The 18,554-nt window shown below is 68.0% G+C and carries 9 protein-coding genes; 3 read left to right on the top strand and 6 right to left on the bottom strand.

Annotated features, from left to right (window positions below; translation table 11 throughout):
• The first annotated feature begins 3 nt into the window (after positions 1-3).
• Positions 4-972 carry a sulfite exporter TauE/SafE family protein gene (locus tag ABZ004_RS38815; RefSeq protein ID WP_355687053.1) on the top strand — a complete coding sequence of 323 codons (969 nt, stop codon included), beginning with the start codon at positions 4-6 and terminating at the stop codon, positions 970-972.
• Positions 972-2,045: a CDP-glycerol glycerophosphotransferase family protein gene (locus ABZ004_RS38810; protein ID WP_355687052.1), complete on the top strand. Its 1,074-nt coding sequence runs from the start codon at positions 972-974 to the stop codon at positions 2,043-2,045. Before ABZ004_RS38815 ends, ABZ004_RS38810 begins: the two co-directional genes overlap by 1 nt.
• Here the strand turns inward: ABZ004_RS38810 and ABZ004_RS38805 are convergent.
• Complete coding sequence (locus ABZ004_RS38805; protein ID WP_355687050.1) at positions 2,031-3,440, bottom strand: MFS transporter; 1,410 nt, start codon at positions 3,438-3,440, stop codon at positions 2,031-2,033. The genes ABZ004_RS38810 and ABZ004_RS38805 overlap by 15 nt on opposite strands.
• 93 nt (positions 3,441-3,533) lie before the next feature.
• On the opposite strand from ABZ004_RS38805, the gene ABZ004_RS38800 reads away from it, so the two are divergent.
• Positions 3,534-4,124: a TetR/AcrR family transcriptional regulator gene (locus tag ABZ004_RS38800; RefSeq protein ID WP_355687049.1), complete on the top strand. Its 591-nt coding sequence runs from the start codon at positions 3,534-3,536 to the stop codon at positions 4,122-4,124.
• Here the strand turns inward: ABZ004_RS38800 and ABZ004_RS38795 are convergent.
• The 5 genes from ABZ004_RS38795 to ABZ004_RS38775 all read right to left on the bottom strand — a co-directional run bounded on the left by ABZ004_RS38795 (position 4,109) and on the right by ABZ004_RS38775 (position 18,078).
• Positions 4,109-4,930, bottom strand: a complete 822-nt coding sequence (locus tag ABZ004_RS38795; RefSeq protein ID WP_355687048.1) for a hypothetical protein — start codon at positions 4,928-4,930, stop codon at positions 4,109-4,111. The two genes, ABZ004_RS38800 and ABZ004_RS38795, sit on opposite strands and share 16 nt — an antisense overlap.
• 50 nt (positions 4,931-4,980) lie before the next feature.
• Positions 4,981-7,803 (bottom strand): PKD domain-containing protein, encoded by a 2,823-nt coding sequence (locus ABZ004_RS38790; RefSeq protein ID WP_355687047.1) that lies wholly within the window; start codon positions 7,801-7,803, stop codon positions 4,981-4,983.
• 97 nt (positions 7,804-7,900) lie between these two features.
• Entirely contained in the window at positions 7,901-10,720 is a 2,820-nt protein-coding gene (locus tag ABZ004_RS38785; RefSeq protein ID WP_355687046.1) for a PKD domain-containing protein, read from the bottom strand.
• Positions 10,721-10,899: 179 nt separating this feature from the next.
• Positions 10,900-13,074 carry a PKD domain-containing protein gene (locus tag ABZ004_RS38780; RefSeq protein WP_355687044.1) on the bottom strand — a complete coding sequence of 725 codons (2,175 nt, stop codon included), beginning with the start codon at positions 13,072-13,074 and terminating at the stop codon, positions 10,900-10,902.
• A gap of 1,653 nt (positions 13,075-14,727) precedes the next feature.
• Positions 14,728-18,078 carry a PKD domain-containing protein gene (locus ABZ004_RS38775; RefSeq protein WP_355687042.1) on the bottom strand — a complete coding sequence of 1,117 codons (3,351 nt, stop codon included), beginning with the start codon at positions 18,076-18,078 and terminating at the stop codon, positions 14,728-14,730.
• Positions 18,079-18,554: the final 476 nt, after the last annotated feature.

The following is an 18,554-nucleotide window of genomic DNA, read 5'->3' as shown; positions in this document are numbered from 1 at the left end:
GCTGTGGACTGGGGGTTGGCGGCTGCGGCGTTTGGGATTGGGATCGTGGTTGGGTTGACCGGGATGGGTGGCGGGGCGTTGATGACTCCGGTGCTTGTGCTGTTCTTCGGGGTACCGCCGCTCGCTGCTGTCTCCAGTGATCTGGTGGCCAGCGCGGTGATGAAACCGGTCGGCGCGGCGGTTCACCTCAAGCGCGGCACGGTCCATCTCAAGCTGGTCGGCTGGTTGTGTGTCGGCTCGATACCGGCGGCGTTCGGTGGCGTACTGATCGCCAAAGCTCTTGGCGACGGCGAGCAGGTGCAGACGATCATCCAGCGCGCGCTCGGCATCGCCCTGCTGATCGCTGCGACCGGGCTGGCCGTCCGCGCGTACATCCGGTTGGTCGAGCGGGCCCGCAAACGCGATGGCTTGCTGCCGCCACTCCCCCAAGGCCGCCCACAGATCACCATGCGGCCGCTGCCGACCATCGCCGTCGGCATCGTCGGCGGCCTGGTTGTCGGGCTGACGTCGGTCGGCTCGGGTTCGCTGATCATCATCGCGTTGATGGCGCTCTACCCCGGCCTCAAGGCCAGCGAACTCGTCGGCACCGACCTGCTCCAGGCCGTCCCGTTGGTCGCATCGGCGGCGCTCGGGCATCTGTTGTTCGGAGAGTTCCAGCTGAACCTGACGCTCGCCATGCTGATCGGCTGCGTCCCCGGCGTCTGGCTGGGCGCGCGGATCTCCTCGCGGGCGCCGGGCGGGCTGATCCGCCGGGTCCTCGCCTTCGTCCTGCTCGCCTCGGCCCTCAAGCTGCTGGGTGTCCCCAACGTTGCGACGGCGGCGACCCTCCTCGGCGCGGCCCTGCTCGCGCCGCCGATCTGGATGCTGGTCCGCCGCCGGCACGGTTTCCCCATGCTTGCCCGAACAGACAGCCAAAAGGCAGACAGCAAAGCCGACGAACCAGACCAACTCGACCAGAAAGTCCAAAGCTGATGAGCACGGTGGTATTCGAGAGCTGGCGCGGCAAGTACTCCGACAGCCCCCGTGCGGTGTCCGAGCGCCTCGCCGTACTCCGGCCGGACCTGCGCCGCATCTGGGTCGTCGCCGACAACGACGTGGAACTCCCCGACGACGTCGGCCGCGTCGTCCGGAACACCCCCGCGTACTTCGCAAGGATCGCCACCGCGAATTACTTCCTGAGCAACGACATGATGCCGCGCTACCCGTTGAAGACGAGCCGGACGACGTACGTCCAGCTCTGGCACGGTACGCCGCTCAAGCGGGTCGGCTTCGACGTACCGGACGCCCACTACGACGGCGCCGATCTCTACGCGAAGCGTCTGGCCAAGGACGTGCAGCGCTGGGACCACCTGGTCTCGCCGAACCACTTCTCGACCGAGAAACTCTCGAAGGCCTTCCGGTACGACGGGTCGGTGCTCGAGATCGGCTACCCCCGCAACGACTCGCTCTCCGGACCGAGCGCGACCGAGCTCCGGGAGAAGACCCGGGCCGAGCTCGGCCTCTCCCCCGGCACCCGTGCTGTGCTCTACACGCCGACCTGGCGCGACGACTACCTGACCGGCCAGGCCAAGCCCAATCCGCTGGCCGCAGAGGTCGAGCAGGTGCTCGCCGCGCTGCCCGAGGACACCGTCCTACTCTTCCGCTTCCATCACCTGGTCGCCGCATCGTCGCCGGTGCCGAGCCATCCGCGGGCCATCGACGTGAGCGGCCACCCGGACATCCAGGCGCTCTACCTGGCCGCGGATCTGATGATCACCGACTACTCCTCGACGATGTTCGACTTCGCCGTCACCGGCCGGCCGATGATCTTCTACACCTACGACCTGGCCGACTACCGCGACCAGCTCCGCGGCTTCTACTTCGACCTCGAGCAAGAGGCGCCCGGCCCGCTGGTGACGACCACGGCCGAGCTGACCGCCGTACTGAACGACGAGGAGACGCTGCGGACGTCGTACGCCGGAGCGTACGACGCCTTCCGCACGAAGTACTGCCATCTCGACGACGGCCACGCTTCGGACCGGCTGATCGCGTCAGTCTTCGGCTGAGCTGCTGGACCGCACCAGCCACACCCCGGTCAGCACGGCCGTGGCCAAGGTGACGGCTCCGGCGACGACGAATGCCCTGTCGAGACCGCTCTCGAAGGAGCCGCCGCCGGACTCCCGGGCGCGGACGACAACGCCGAGCATCGCGACCCCGAGCACCGCCCCGATCTGCCGGGTGGTGCTGCTGATCCCCGAGGCGAGGCCGACCTCGTGCGGACCGACCGCCTGGATGGCGGCGCCGGTCAGCGGTGACATGGTCAGTGCGAAGCCGATGCCGACGATCGCCAGGCGCCACCACACGTTCAGGTAGCCGGTGTCAGCGTGCACGAAGCCGAGGAGCAACAGCCCGGATCCGGCCAGCACCAGGCCGACGGTGACCACGCTGCGGAAACCGAACCGGGCGGCGAGCCGGCCGGCCCAGGGGCTGACGACCACCATCGCGAGTGAGGTGGGCAGGGTCTGCAGCCCGGCCTCGAGAATCGAGCTGCCCTGCACGGAGACGAAGAACTGGGAGAAGAAGAACGTCGAGCCCATCAGGGCGAACCCGACCACGACCATCGCCGCGTTCGCCACCGTGAACAACCGCCGGCTGAACAGCCGCAACGGCAGCATCGGCGCCGCCCGGCGGGATTCCACGACGACGAAGACGGCCAGGAGTACGGCTGCCGCCGCAAAGCTGCCGAGAATCGCAGCGGAGGTCCAGCCGCGGGAGCCGCCCTCGATCAGGCCGTAGGTCAGCGCGCCCACGCCCAGCACGGACAAGAGTGTTCCCGGGATGTCGATCGCGGGGGCATTGGGACTGCGGGACTCGCCCAGAATCCGCAGACCGGCCAGCAGCAGAACGAGGCCGATCGGCACGTTGACCAAAAAGATGGCAGGCCAGCCGAAGGCGTCCGCAAGCACTCCGCCGGCGACCGGCCCGGCGGCTAGACCGATGCCACTGACTCCCGCCCAGAGCCCGATCGCCTTGACCCGCTCCCGGGGCAACGGATAGGCAGCAGCGAGCAACGCCAGCGAGGCCGGGCTGAGCGCGGCAGCGCCGATGCCCTGCAGCGCCCGGCCGGCGATCAGCCAGCCGAGCGAAGACGCCAGGAAGCACATCAGCGAGGCGGCGGTGAACACCGCGACTCCGGCCAGGAACACCCGCTTGCGGCCGAAGCGGTCGGCGAAGACGCCACCGGACAACAACAGCATGGCCACCAGCAGCACGTACGCGTCGACGATCCACTGCAGGCCGGTCAACTCCAGGTGCAGCCGTTGCTGCATGTCCGGCAGCGCTGCACCGACGATCGTGTTGTCCAGCAGCACCATGAACTGACCCATGCAGATCACGGCGAGCAACAAGGCTTGTTTCGATCGACTCGCTACCGGAGGTGCAGCGGCTTCGATTGTCGTCAAGGACGATCCCTTCTCACGAGACAAACGCAGTAAATTCCTGCGTTAACGCAGCCTAGCATAAACGCAAGAGCTGACTGCGTTAAGGTGAGGACCATGGATCAGGAGCGAGCCAAGCGGCCCGGTGGCCGGAGCGCCCGCGTCTACGCGGCGGTGCACCAGGCGGTCACCGAGCTGGTCGCCGAACGCGGCTACGGAAACTTCGCCGTCGGAGACGTCGCCGCCCGCGCGGGTGTGGCCGACACCAGCATCTACCGGCGATGGGGAAGCCTGGAGAAGCTGCTCAGCGACGTAGCCCTCGCCCGGCTGGCGGCGCGGTCGCCGATGCCCGACACCGGCAGCCTGGCCGGTGACCTGCACGCCTACGCGCTCAACGTCGCTCGCGAGATCACCGGCCCCGACGGCCTGGCGATCCTGCACCTCACCATCGCCCTCTCAAGCCAGGGCACTGAAGGTCTGCAGACCCGCGACGAGTTCCTCGCCGAACGGGCCCGGCTGGTAGAGACCATGCTCGACCGGGCCCGGGAGCGCGGCGAGAACCCACCCGACGCACTCGGCGTGCTCGACCACATCATGGCCCCGATGTACATCCGGGTCCTGTTCGGCATCGGACCGCTCACAGCGGAGTACGTCGACGGCCTGGTCGACCGCCTGCTCGCAACAGACCGAAGTCAGCTGCGTTCGTAGCTGATGTTGTCGAGCCAGCCGTTGAACTGGTCGGTGGACGAGCCGATGATCTCGCCGTCGTCGCCGATCTTGGCGCCGATCGAGAGCGGCTCGGAGCCGATCATGTCCATCGGGCCGATCGGGCCGGTCTTCTCCATCGTCTCCGGCGGCTGGTTCGAGTCGAGGTCCTGGACGGTCAGCTTGACCGTCTTGTCGGTCCGCTGACAGGTCAGCCGGTACCACTTCGCCGGGTTCAGTAGCACCTTCGACTTCACCACCACGGCACCGTCGGCGCCGCGGATCACACAGGACGGGTGGTGCTTGTCGACCTGGATCTTGTACTGCGCGGCGTCGGCGTACAGCCCGCGTTGCATCACGTTGTCGCCGTTGTCGATCGCGGTGCCGTTCGAGCGCGCGTCCAGCCTCACGTCGGCGCCGAAGGTGAAGTCCGCCAAGCCCGGCGACAGCCACTCCTCCGGCTCGATCCGCAGCGCGCTGAACGAGCCGCCGGTCTCGCCCGAGTACACCGGGGTGCGTAACGCGATCCCGCCCTGGCGGCCGGTCACGAAGGTCGCCTTCTGCTTGCCCCGGCCGAGTAGTGAGATCACCGCCGCGGCCGATCCCTCGCCCTGGATGTCGCGGTCGGCGGCCGGCCCGGGCTCCTGGTCGTCGAAGGTGAGCAACAGCTGGGGATCCGGCGGCGGCGTCGTGGTCGCCGCGGCCGAGTCGTCGTTCTCCGCACCGGCCGCTTCACCGCACGACGGCACCACCGCCAGCGCGACCAGCGTCGCGCCGACGATTCCCCATTGGGTGATCCTGCCCGGCATCCGCCACCTCCTGGCGGAAGCGTAGTGCCCCCGCCGCGAGGTTGGGTGGATCATCGCGGGCTCAACAAAAGTGTCCATGCCGTCGCCGCCGAGTTCGAGCTGTTCGCGGTCGCCGTCAGGCCGCCCTGCGGGCCGGTCGGTACGGCGGCCCCCCGGTCGGTCAGCAGCGTCGAGATGTAGCCGTTGGGAGTGCCGAAGGAGGTGGATCGCACCTGCTCCCCCGCCGGTGCGGTCCAGGACGTCGTCGAGGAGGTCTTGTCGGCCCAGTACGAGACGCGCCAGGCGCCCGCGATCGAGTTGTTGACCACGGGCGTGGTGTGACCGGCCCTGGTCACCGTCTCGGTCGCCGAGTCGAAGGCCCCGATCGGAGCGGTCAGACTCGTCCCGGCGTACGCCGCGATCGTCATCCCGGCCTTGCTGTACGCCGAGAGGTTCACCGAGACGTCCTTGCCCGCGTCGCCGGCGTCGGCGACCTTCTGCCAGACCCGGGTCACCATCCCGGCCCCGGTGAGCGTCCTGACCAGGTTCCAGCCGGTGACTCCGGTCGGGCCGGTCAGCGCCGCAGTCGTGTTCTGGGTGAAGAACAGCAGCAGTCCGTCGCCCGCGCTGGTCGACGGCGGGACCGTGACCGTGTGGGTCTGCGCGTTCTGGTTGGACGAGTTGGCGCCGACGAACTCGATCGGGTTCGCGACGCTCGAGACGACCTGCGGCCGGCTGTCCGTTCCGGTGGCGCCGTCGTCGTCGGTCACCGTCAGCGTCACGGTGTACGTCCCCGACGCGGCGTAGGTATGCGATGCCGTCGCCCCGGTGGCCGTGTCGCCGTCACCGAAGTCCCACTCGTACGACGTGATGCTGCCGTCGGAGTCGCTCGATGCGGTGCCGTCGAAACTGCAGGCGAGCAGGTCGCAGGACGCGTCCCACGATGCCGACGGGCGGATGTTCGGCACCGGGCCGGTCCCGGCGTACAGGAACATGCCCTGGGAACGCCAGTCCTGACCGTCGAGGCCGGGTCCGCTCGTCACCACCGCGGTACCGGCGACCGGGACGTTGTTGGCGAAGTTGACCCGGTGCAGGTTGCCGTCCGCGCTGGTCGCCCAGTAGAGCTGGTTGCCGGACAGGAACATGCCGGAGACCTGGCTCCAGTTGATCCCGGTGATGTTGCCGCTGGCCACGAACCGTGAGGCGCCGACGATCTGGCTCTCCGGCGTGAAGTAGCGGTAGAACAGCGACGACTGGCCGGCCACTGTGTAATACAGCCGGCCGTTGCTGAAGAACATCCCGGTGATGTTGCGCAGGTCGGTGCCGAAGGCGGTCAGCCCACGCAGGTTCACGGTGCTCGCAGAGCCGAATGTGGTGCCGTTGTAGGACCGACGTGTCAGCGTGCCGTCGGTGTTGCCGGTGTAGAGGATGCCGTCGATCATCACGGCACCGCGGGCGTTGGTGAAGTTCGCAGTACCGGTGCTGACCGTTGTGGCGTCGCCCGCCACAGTGCCGTCGTACGGGCGGGCTGTCGTGGTGGCGCCGAGGCGGTAGACGGAGCCCGGGAGTTGGCCGGTGTAGCCGGGTGGCGGGGTCAGCGACGAGTTCGGGAACAGGGCGAGCCGGCCGTGGAACTCGTAGTTCTGGCCGACCCGGTCGGTGTCACTGCCCATCAGCAGGCCGCCCGGTACCGAGGTGAGGTCGAAGACTCCGACACCGCGGGTCCTGGTCGGGTTCCAGCTGTAGGGCAGGCCGTTCAGGGGATCGAGTGCGGCCAGACCCTCACGGGACACCGCGCCAGGAGCGGCGGCGTTGCTACCACCGGTGTTGTTCAGCCAGCGCTGGTGACCGCCGACGTACACGGCGACGCCGGTGACAGCGACGCTCCACAGGGTGTCGCCACCGGTGTAGTCGATCCAGGTCGGCTGCTGGTTGCCACCGGTCGGGGCGGTCTCCCAGCGCGAGGCCGAGTCGCAGAGCCGGTTCGGCGGGGTGCCGCCGGTGGTCACCACGACGAAGTACGCACCGTCCGGCGAGAAGTCGACGTCGTGCACGTAGGTCAGGAACTGGGGCGAGCAGTCCGGCTCGAACCGCGGCGTCGACCAGTTCCGGACCGCGGCCGAGGCGGCGTTCAGGTCGAGCATCACGATCTGGGTGCGGGACTGGCCGCCGACGACGGAGAAGTTGCCGATCGCAATGAGTTTCGTGCCGTCCGGGGTGATGTCGAACTTGTCCACCTGGAGGGCGCCGCCGCGGACGGGCGAGCCGAAGGCGACGGTCAGATAGGGATCGACCGCGCCGGTCACCGGGTTCACGGTGGCCATCAGGGTGTGGCTGACACCGCCGACCTGGCTGAAGGTGCCGCCGAGGAAGATCCGTCCGCCGGACATCTTCATGTCGTAGACCGAGCCGTTGATGTTCGGCCGGAAGGTGGCGTCCAGCGATCCGTCGGCCAGGTTGATCCGGGCCAGCCGGGTCCGGCTGGTCCCGTTCACCATGGTGAAGCTGCCGCCGACGTACACGGACTGGCCGTCCTCGCTCGGCAGGAGTGTCTCGACGTTGCTGTTCACGGTCGGCAGGAAGCCGTTGTCGAGCGCACCGGTGGTGGCGTTGTAGGCGAAGATCGCCCGCCGGCTGATCTGCGTCGTACTGGTGGCCGACCGGATCGTGGTGAAGGTCCCACCGACGATCACCCGGTTGCCGATCTGGATCAGCGCGTGCACCTCGCCGTTCAGCGCGTGCGGCGTCCAGTCGACCGGATCGTCACTGACGATCGTGGCCTTCGGCAACTGAACGGCATCGGCCGGCCGGCCGGTGCCGATCGTCAGCAGCGAGCCCAGCAAGGCAAGCAGCACCGCGGACATGAACAGCAACAACGAACGGCGAGATGCCATACGTGTGAACCCCCTGGCTAGGCGGCTCCCGATGGCACACCGGCGGCGTGTCCCCCCATCGGGTCCGCTGTGTTGAGTTGTGAACTATCTATCCCTGCTAAGCAGGGGGAATAACAAGACTGAACATCAGGACCTTGGCCGACGTCGAGTTCGCCGTCGCGGTCAGCCCGCCTACTGTGCCCGGCGTCAGCGGGCCGCTGTCGCCGGTGAGCGCGGTGATCCGTCCGGAGCCACTACCGGTGGAAGCCACCCGGGAGATCAGCCCGGCCGGCGGAGCCAGCGTCGTGGTCGCGGACGACTTCTCGCCCCAGTAGCTGACCAGGCGGGAGCCGTTCACCGAGGCCGTCACGGTCGGCGTGGTGTGCGCCGCCTGAGTGACGGTCTCGCTACCGGCTGCCGAAGCCGACACCGTGCCGTTGGTGCCGCGGTAGATCACCATGGTCGCGTTCGCCTTGGTGATCGCAGACGTGGTGACCAAGGCCTGCGTTCCGACCTCGGCCGCGGTCGCCAGCTTGCGCCAGACCCTGCCGTTCTGTCCGGACGAGGTGATGGTCTGGACCTGGGTCCAGCCCGCCGGTCCGGTCACCGCCGGTGCCGGGTCGTTGTCGGCGAAGAAGAACAGCATCAGGTCGCCCGCGGTCACGCCGGGCGGAACCGTCACCGGGAACTGGGTGTCGTTGAGGTTCACGCTGTTGGAGCCGACGAAGGTGATCGCGCCGGCGTTCTGGCTGACGGTCAGGTTCTGCGAGGCCGACCCCGGTGCGCCGGCGTTGTCCGTCACGGTCAGCGTGACCGAGTAGGTCCCGGCCGCGGCGTACGTGTGGCTCGGGCTCGCGCCGGTGGCCGTGCCACCGTCACCGAAGGTCCACGCGTACGACGTGATGCTGCCGTCCGGGTCGGTCGACCCGGCCGAGGAGAAGCTGCATGCCAGGTTGTTGCAGGTGGCACCGAGTTGCGCCACCGGCGGCTGGTTCGGCGGCGCCAGGGTGCCCTGGAACAGGAACAGCGAACGTGCCCGCCACTCGTCGGTGGACACGACGACGGACGAACCGGTCGGTACGCCGGTAGCGCTCGACCAGCCTGCGCGCCGGAGACCACCGCCGGTGGAGCTCGCCCAGTAGAGGGAGCCGCCGCTGACGAACATGCCGTTCATCTGCGACCAGGTGATGCCGGCCGCGTTGCCGGTCGTCGCGAAGCGGATCGTGCCGACGACACCGCTCTGCGGAGTGAAGTACCGGTAGAACAGGCTCGTCTGGCCGGCCAGCGTGTAGTAGATCCGCCCGGCGTCGAAGAACAGACCGGTGATCTGCGCGGCCTCGCTGTGCCAGGTGGACATGTTGACGATCAGGTCGCCGGTGTTGATCGCCGACGGCGCACCGAAGGTGGTGCCGTTGTAGGTGCGCCGGTTGAAGCTGCCGTCGGACCAGGCGGCGTACAGGGATCCGTTGAGCATGAAGGCACCACGGTTCGTGCCCCAGGCGATGCCGCCCGCGCCGACCGTGGTTCGGGACCCGAAGGTCGTGCCGTCGTACGGCGTGCGGTTGATCGCGTCGGAGGCCGGGTTGCGCGGACCGGCGAGGTAGATGTCTCCTGGCAGCGTGGGCGTCAGGTTCGGCGCGACCACGGTGCCGCCGGCGAGCGGGAAGAACGCGATCCGCGGGTGGTACTCGAAGTTCTGGCCCAGATGCTCGGTGTCCGAACCGACCCACAGGCCGGCCGCGGTCGGCATCAGGTCGAACACACCGACGCCGCGCTCGCGGGTCGGGTTCCAGGAGAACGGCAGGCCGTTCGCCGGGTCGAGGGCCGCGATGCCCTGCCGGGAAACGGCTCCCTGGCCGGCGCTGTCGCCGGCCAGCGGGTTGTTCTGCCAGCGCTGGTGGCCGCCGACATAGACGGCCGTGCCGGTGATCGCCACCGAGTACGTCGTGTCGCCGCCGGTGTTGTCGAGCCAGTAGTAGCCGAGGTTGCTACCCCGGTCGGCGGTGTTGAAGCGGGCGGTCGAGTCACACGCCGTACCGGCCCCGCCGTACGCGCCGGTGGTGGAGAGGACGAAGTACGAGCCGTCCGGAGAGAAGTCCAGGTCGCGCATGTAGGTCTCGAAGGAGCGCGAGCAGGCGGTGTTGTAGAAGTTCGTCTGCCAGTTCTCGACCGCCGCGGCAGCGCCGGTCAGGTTCAGCATGAAGACCTGGTGGTGCTGGACGCCCTGGATCGTGTTGAAGTTGCCGATGGCAACCAGGTGTCCGCCGTCCGGGGCGACGTCCATCTTGATCACGGTCGTCACGCCGCCGTTGTGCAGGCCGGCGATCGCCAGCGTCATGTACGGGTCGTACGCACCGGTGATCGCGTTCACCGTGCCCAGCGCGACCTGCGGTTGGTTCTGCACGGTGGTGAAGTTGCCTGCCAGCCAGAGCCGATTGCCGACCAGACGCAGGTCCTTGATCCGGCCGTTCAGCTTGGGCGCCTTGAAGGTGGTGTCGAGCGCACCGGTCGTCGCGTTGATCAACGCCGTACTGGGCGACCCCGCACCGCTGACGTTGTTGAAGTAGCCGCCGAGGTAGACCTTGGAGCTGTCCGCCGCCGGGATGATCGTGGTGACCTCACCGTCCGGGTTCGGCACGAAGGTGGTGCTGATCGCGCCGGTGGTCGCGTCGAAGGCGGCCAGGTTGTTGCGGGTCAGCACCGGTCCGCCGGACGCAGCCTGGATCTGGGTGAAGACGCCGCCGATCAGGATCGTGTTGCCGACCTGCAGGATCGCCTTCACCGAACCGTTCAGCACGTTCGGCGTGAAGTTCGCCGGGTCGTCACTCACCACCCGGTCCTGGGAGACATGGAACGCCTGGCTCGGCTGGACCGCGACGGTCCAGGCCAGCAATCCAACGACCATCGCGAGTACGACAGAAACGGCACGACTACGCACAACGTCCTCCCCCAAGCCCGGCGCACGGAATATGCGGCGGAATCCCCTGGCAAAACGGCGAATAGTGGCACCCCGGCTACCACAAGTCACCAAGTACAAATCCCCTGTCGTCGCTATTATCGAGATATTCGAGCATTTGTTACAGAGGGAGCGGCCGATGCGACCGCTCCCTCTGTCTTTTAGCTGGGTGCGACCACGACGCTGAACATCAGCGCCTTCGCCGAGGTGGTGTCCGCGGTAGCGGTGAGGCCACCGAGAGTGCCGGCCGCCAGCGGGCCGCTGTCACCGGTGAGTGACGTGATCCGGCCCGACCCGGAACCGCTCGACGACGCCCGGGTGGTCATCCCGGCCGGCGGCATCAGCGAGGTCGTCGCGGACGACTTCTCCCCCCAGTAACTGATCAACCGCGCACCGGAGACCGACGACGCGACGGTCGGTGTGGTGTGGGCCGCGCGAGTGACCGTCTCGCTGCTCGAGGCCGAGCCCGCGACCGGCGTCGTACCGGAGATTCCCGAATACGCCAGCAGGGTGGTGTCGGCCTTGGTGGTCGCCGAGGTGTTCACGCGGACCTGACTGCCTGCGTCGGCAGCCGTCGCCGTCTTCCGCCAGACCCGGCCGTTCTGGTTCGTCGACGAAATGGTCTGGACCTGTGTCCAGCCGGCCGGTCCGGTCACCGTCGGTGCCGGGTCGTTGTCGGCGAAGAAGAGCAACAAGAGATCGCCGGCCGAGACTCCGGACGGAACGGTCACCGTGAACTGTGTCGCGTTCGCGTTCAGGTTGTCGGACCCGACGAAGGTGACCGGGTCCGAGTTGGCCGTCGCCGACCGCGTCGTACTGTCCGTGCCGCCGTTGCCGTCGTTGACTGTCAGCCCGACGGTGAAGGTGCCGGTCGCCGCGTAGGTGTGCGACGCGGTCACCCCGGTCGCCGTGGCGCCGTCGCCGAAGGTCCAGGCGTAGGAGGCGATCGGGCCGTCCGGATCACTCGAGCCCGAAGCATCCACCGAACAGGTCAGACCACCACAGCTGACGATGAACGAGGCCGTCGGCGTCCCATTGACGTGCGTCACCGTGACCTGCTGCGTCGCCTGGCCGGTACCGCCGTCGTTGTCCGTCACGGTCAACGTCACCGTGTACGTCCCCGCCGCGGCGTAGTGGTGCGCGGGACTCGCCCCGGTGTCCGTACCACCGTCACCGAAGTTCCATCCGTACGACGTGATGCTGCCGTCCGGATCGGTCGAACCGGCCGAGGAGTACGTGCAGTTCAGGTCGTTGCAGGTGACTCCGACGCTTGCCGTCGGCAACTGATTTGGCGGCGTCCCGTTGACCGACTGGAACAGGAACAGCGCATGCGCTCGCCAGTCGTCGGTGGACACCGTCGTCGACGAGCCCGTCGGAGCACCGGCCGCGGAGGACCAGTCGGAGCGCCGCAGGTTGCCGTCGGCCGAACTCGCCCAGTAGAGCGACGAGGAGGTGATGAACAAGCCGTTCACCTTGGCGAAGTCGACGCCCGCGACGTTGCCGGTCGCGGTGAACCGGTAGGCGCCGACGACGCCGCTCTCCGGGGTGAAGAACCGGTAGTACAGGTTCGACTGGCCGGCCAGCGTGTAGTAGATCCGGCCCGCGTCGAAGAACATCCCGCTGATCTGGCTGACCTCGCTGTGCCAGTCGGTCATCGGGACCAACGCGTCGGCCGTGTTGATCGCCGTCGCCGCACCGAAGGTGGTGCCGTCGAAGGTCCGGCGGGTAAAGCTGCCGTCCGACGCACCGGCGTACAGGACGCCGTTGAGCATGAACGCAGCACGGTTGTCGCGCCAGCTGATGCCACCGTTGCCCGTCGACGCATGCGCGCCGAACGACGTCCCGTCGTACGACGTCTTCGTCACCGCATCCGCCGCGCCGGTGTCGGACAGGTCGGTGCGGACGATCTCGATGCCGTTGATCAGCGGGTTCTCGACCACGTTGGTCAGGCTCAGGTTCACCGTGCCGTCGCTGGTGATGTCGAACGATTTCATGGTGCCGGTCTGGTCACCGGCGTCGGCGACGATGTCGTAGTTGTCGAGCACCGTGGCGCCCTCGAGCGACACGTCGAAGACGCGCTGACCGACCGACGAGGTGCCGCCGTAGCGGTTCGCGAAGTACAGCCGGACCTGCAGCGGTACGCCGTTGGGGACCGGGAAGCTCCAGGTCTGCGCACCCCAGCGCTCGCTGTCGAAGATCGCCCGGGGCGTGGACGCCGGGGGTCGCGTTGACGTTCGGAACCGGGCTGTAGCCGGCCGCGTTGCTGCCCGCGCCGTGGTGCGGATCCGGTGAACCGCCGGTGTCCGCGGTCCAGTCGGAGCCGCCGTCGGTCGCACCGATCGCGTCACCTGCCGCGTTGATCCGGTAGAGGATGCTCGGGCTCGCAGCCGGACCGCGCGGACCGGCCTGGTAGACGGTGTTCGGCAGCCAGGGTGTGTTGTTCGGCTTCACCACGGTGCCACCGGCGAGCGGGAAGAACGCGATCCGCGGGTGGTACTCGAAGTTCTGGCCGATGTGATCGGTGTCCGAACCGACCCACAGGCCGGTCGAGGTGGAGTAGAGATCGAAGACGCCGACACCGCGCTCGCGGGTCGGGTTCCAGGAGAACGGCAGGCCGTTCGCCGGGTCGAGCGCCGCGATCCCCTGCCGCGAGACGGCACCCGGGCCAGGACTGTCGCCTGCGAACGGGTTGTTCTGCCAGCGCTGGTGGCCGCCCACGTAGACGGCGGTGCCGGTGGCAGCCACGGCGTACGTCGTGTCGCCGCCGGTGTTGTCGATCCAGCGGTAGCCCAGGTTGCTGCCCCGGGCGTTGGTCTCCCAGCGCGAGGTCGAGTCGCAGGAGACGTTGGCCCCGCCGTACGCGCCGGTGGTCGAGATGACGAAGTACGAGCCGTCCGGTGAGATGTCCAGGTCTCGCATGTAGGTCTGGAAGGCGCCGGAGCAGCCGGTGTTGTAGAAGTTCGTCTGCCAGTCCTCGACCGCGGCGTTCGTGCCGGTGAGGTTCAGCATGAACACCTGGTGATGCTGGACACCTTCGATGTCGTTGAAGTTGCCGATCGCAACGAGTTCGCTGCCGTCCGGGGTGACGTCCAGCTTCATCACCGTGGTGACGCCGCCGTTGTGCACGCCGCCGATCGCCAGGCCCATGAACGGGTCATACGCGCCCGTGGTCGCGTTGACCGTCGCCAGGGCGACCTGCGGCTGGCTCTGCACCGTGCTGAAGTAGCCGGCCAGCCAGAGCCGGTTGCCGACCAGGCGCATGTCCTTGATCCGGCCGTCCAGCTTCGGCGGCTTGAAGGTGGTGATCCGCGCACCGGTCGTCGCGTTGATCCGCGCGGTGCTCGGTGAGCCGGCGCCGCTGACGTTGTCGAAGTACCCGCCGATGTAGACGGTCGACCCGTCACCGGACGGGATGATCGTGGTCACCTCGCCGTCCGGGTTCGGCACGAACGTGGTGCTGATCGCGCCGGTGGTCGCGTCGAACGCGGCCAGGTTGTTGCGGGTCAGCACCGGCCCCCCGGTCGAGGCCTGGATCTGATGGAAGTTCCCGCCGATCAGCATCGTGTTGCCGACCTGGACGATCGCTTCGACCGACCCGTCCAGCACGTTCGGTGTGAAGTTTCCCGGGTTGTCACTGACCACCCGGTCCTGGTCGAGATGCACTGCCTGACTCGCCTGCACCGGGACCAGCCAGGCCGCGACGGCCAGACTGATCGCGAGCATGACGGAAGACACACTTCGTCGCACGATTTCCTCCCCTTGGCCGCGGCCGAGATCCGGCGGCGGCTCCCCTTGACGGAGAGTTAACACCTGCGGGGGTAATTCGTCTCTATCTGACCGCGGGTTTCTTTTTAACCATCGAAAAGCGCAATGGGGTCCCCACGCGACGTGACAAAAGCTGGCAATCGGATAACGAATTCCGGCCTCGAAATGCCGGACAGCCGCCGGCTGATGAGGCCGACGGCTGTCCGGTACTGCGGGGTGAGGGGTCAGTTGGGCGCCAGCACCACCGTGAACATCAGCGCCTTCGACGAGGTGGAGTCCGCGGTCGAGGTGAGACCGCCCACCGTGCCCGGGACCACCGGGCTGTTGCTGTCCACGGCCAGCGCGGTGATCCGGCCGGAACCGGCACCGGTGCTGCTCGCCCGGGAGGTCGTCCCGGCCGGGACGGACAGCGTCGTGGTGAGCGACGACTTCTCCGCCCAGTAGCTGACCAGGCGGCCGCCGACGGTGGCCGTGGTGAGCGTCGGCGTGGTGTGTGCCGCCTGGGTCACCGTCTCGCTACCGGTCGCCGAGTTGGAGATCCCCGCGGCTCCCCGGTAGGCGAGCAGGGTGGCGTCCGCCTTGGTGGCGACCGACGTGGTCACCGCGACCGACGTGCTGGCGTCGGTGGCCGTCGCCGTCTTCCGCCACAGCCGGCCGTTCTGGTTGGTCGAGCCCACCGTCTCCACCTGGGTCCAGCCCGCCGGGCCGTTGACCGTCGGAGCCGGGTCGTTGTCGCTGAAGAACAGCAGCAACGTGTCGCCGGCCGTGACCGCCGCCGGCACCGTGTTGGTGAAGGTGGCCGCGTTGCCGTTGACCCGGCTGGCGCCGACGAAGTCGACCGACTTGGCCGGGTCGACGACCGCCACCGACCTGGTGGTCGATGCCGTCGCGCCGTCGTTGTCGGTCACCGTCAGGCCGATGGTGTAGGTCCCCGCCGCCGCATAGGTGTGCGAGGCCGTCACGCCCGAACCGGTACTGGCGTCACCGAAGTCCCATGCGTACGACGAGATGGTGCCGTCCGGGTCGTTGGAGCCCGATCCGTCCACGCTGCAGCCGAGGTTGGTGCAGTTGGTGGTGAAGCTCGCGGTCGGGCCCTGGTTGATCCGGGTCACGGTGACGGCGTGCGAGGTGGTGTTGGTGCCACCGTCGCCGTCGGTCACCGTGAGGCTGACCGTGTAGGTGCCGCTGGCGGCGTACGCGTGCGACGGTGTCGCCCCGGTCCCGGTCGAGCTGTCCCCGAAGTTCCAGGCGTAGCCGGCGATCGGTCCGTCCACGTCACTGGACGCGGATCCGTCGAACGAACAGGTGAGGCTGTTGCAGGATTCCCCGAAGGTTGCTACCGGCAACGTGTTCACGTGGGTGACGACCTTGCTGACCGTCTTGAGGTTGGTACCACCGCGGTTGTCGGTCACGGTCAGGCCGACCGAGTAGGTACCGGCCGCCGCGTAGTGGTGCGACGGGTTGGCGTCGGTGCTGGTGCCGCCGTCACCGAAGGTCCATGCGTACGACGCGATGGTGCCGTCCGGGTCGGACGAGCCGGCCGAGGAGTAGGTGCAGTTCAGGTCCGTGCAGTTCACCGCGGCCTGGGCCGTCGGCAACTGGTTCGGGCCCTGACCGGTCGGGTCCTGGTAGAGGAACAGGGTCCGGGAGCGCCAGTCGATCCCGCCGGTGTTCAGCGTGACCGCCGTCCCCGCCACCGGTACGCCGGTCGCCGGGTTGAAGGTCATCCGGCGCAGGTTCCCGTCACCGGACTGCGACCAGTAGAGCTGGTTGCCGGCCAGGAACATGCCGGTCACGTTCGACCAGGTGATCCCGGAGACGTTGCCGGTCGCGGTGAAGACGTTCGCACCGACCACGTCGCTCTCCGGCGTGAAGTACCGGTAGAACAGCGAGCTCTGGCCCGAGCGGGTGTAGTAGATCCGGCCGGAGTCGAAGAACATACCGGTGATGCCGCCCACCTCGCCGTGCCAGGTGGACATGTTGGTCAGCTGGTCACCGGTGTTCACCGCGGTCGGCGCCCCGAAGGTGGTGCCGTCGAAGGTGCGCCGGTCGAAGGCGCCGTTGGACCACCCGGCGTACAGCTGGCCGTTGAGCATGAACGCGCCGCGGCTGTTGCCCCAGGTGAGACCACCGGCCGGCACCGCGGTCAGCGCTGTCGCGGTACTGCCGTTGTACGACGACTTGCTGATCGTGTTGTCGTAGGTCGGGAAGAGGATCCCGCCGCGGCGACCGGCGATGAACAGGTTGTTCGGCAGGTTCGGGGTGTTGCCCGGCGGGATCACGCCACCGCCGGTGAGCGGGAAGAACGCGATCCGGGCGTGGTACTCGGAGGCGCCGATCCGGTCGGTGTCCGAGCCGACCCAGAGGCCGGCCGGGGTCGGCAGCAGGTCGAAGACGCCGACACCACGGTCCCGGGTCGGGTTCCACGACAGCGGCAGGCCGTTGATCGGGTCGAGTGCCGCGATGCCGGGGCGGGAGACCGCACCCTGGCCGGGGCTGTCGGCGGCGAACGGGTTGTTCTGCCAGCGGGCGTGGCCGCCGGTGTAGACGACGGTGCCGGTGATGGCGACGGCGTACGTCGTGTCGCCGCCGGTGTTGTCGATCCACTTGGCCGTCAGCGCCGAGCCGCGGGCGTCGATGTTCCAGCGCGCGGTCGAGTCGCAGGCGATCATCGAGCCGCCGTACGCGCCGGTGGTGGAGATGACGAAGTACGAACCGTCCGGCGAGATGTCGAGGTCACGCATGTAGGTCTCGAAGCTGGTCGAGCAGGCGGTGTTGTAGAAGTTCGTCTGCCAGTTCTCGACTGCCGCGGTCGCGCCGGTCAGGTTCAGCATGAAGGCCTGGTGGTGCTTGACCGCGGAGATGGTGTCGAAGTTGCCGATGGCAACGAGGTGGCTGCCGTCCGGGGTGATGTCGATCTTCATCACGGTGGTGGTGCCACCGTGGTGCACGCCGGCGATCGGCAGCGTCATGTACGGGTCGTAGGCACCGGTGGTCGGGTTGACCGTCGCGAGCCCGGTCTGCGGGATGGTCGCGACGGTGGTGAACAGGCCGGCGATCCACAGCCGCCCGTTCGACAACCGCAGGTCCTTGACCCGGCCGTCCAGCTTGGGCGCCTTGAAGCCGGCCACCCGGGCGCCGGTGAGGATGTTGATCTTCGCCAGGCTGGCCGATCCGCCGCCGGAGATGTTGTTGAAGTACCCGGCGACGTAGGCGTTCACGCCGTCCTCGGCCGGGATGATCGTGGAGACCTCACCGTCCGGGTCGGGCACGAAGGTCTCGTCGATCAGACCCGTGGTCGCGTTGAACGCGGCCAGGTTGTGCCGGGTATAGGTGACGGTCCCGTCCTTGGACTGGATCTGGGAGAAGTCACCGCCGATCATGATCCGGTCGCCGAACTGCTGGATCGACTTGACCGATCCGTCGAGCACGTTCGGCGTCCAGTTGGCCGGATCGTCGCTGACGATGTGGTCCTGGCTGACGTGGACGGCATCGGCCGACGGCGCCAGGAAGACCACGAAGCCCGCCAGCCCTGTGACCAGAGCTACCAGCAGACAGACAACAGACTTACGCACAGTGTTTCCTCCCCTGCCCGGCCGGCACGCAGAAGGCCGACGAGCACACCCATGCCCGGCATACCAGTGGTAGGCCAGGTCCCCTTGGTCGGAGATTAAACACCCTCGGGGCAGATCAGCACATCATTTAACCCAAAAATCACTTGCCTGCGCGGCGAAGTCGCGTTACACAGAACTTCAGGACACCGAAAAGTCACCGTACGTGACGAAATCGGGCTGCTTTTCTCGCCTGGTGGCCAGCTGCCGGACACCTGTTCGTCACGGACAGGTGCCGAAATAGTCACCGATCATTGGCGATCTGCTCGCCCTGCGCCTATCCTCTCCCCTGGGGGAGCCAGTGTGCCGGGGGGCGGAACGTTGGCTCAGAGATCGGGTGGGGGAATCCAGTTGTCGTCACCGAACGTCGCCGTGGGCACTGACGCCGTCGGCGCGACCGCGGTCGCCGCGTCGCGCCAAGGGCCGGGCATGCCCGCGGT

Origin of the sequence: Kribbella sp. NPDC006257 (assembly GCF_040613535.1) — a bacterium.
In the GTDB taxonomy this organism is placed as follows: Bacteria; Actinomycetota; Actinomycetes; order Propionibacteriales; family Kribbellaceae; genus Kribbella.
Note: the sequence above shows the minus strand (reverse complement) of the source record. Positions and strands in the feature narration are given on the sequence as shown.

Coding starts and splice junctions, on each gene's coding strand:
- ABZ004_RS38810 (WP_355687052.1), top strand. CDS start 972: ATGAGCACGGTGGTATTCGAGAGCTGGCGCGGCAAGTACTCCGACAGC.
- ABZ004_RS38795 (WP_355687048.1), bottom strand. CDS start 4,930: ATGCCGGGCAGGATCACCCAATGGGGAATCGTCGGCGCGACGCTGGTC.
- ABZ004_RS38800 (WP_355687049.1), top strand. CDS start 3,534: ATGGATCAGGAGCGAGCCAAGCGGCCCGGTGGCCGGAGCGCCCGCGTC.
- ABZ004_RS38790 (WP_355687047.1), bottom strand. CDS start 7,803: ATGGCATCTCGCCGTTCGTTGTTGCTGTTCATGTCCGCGGTGCTGCTT.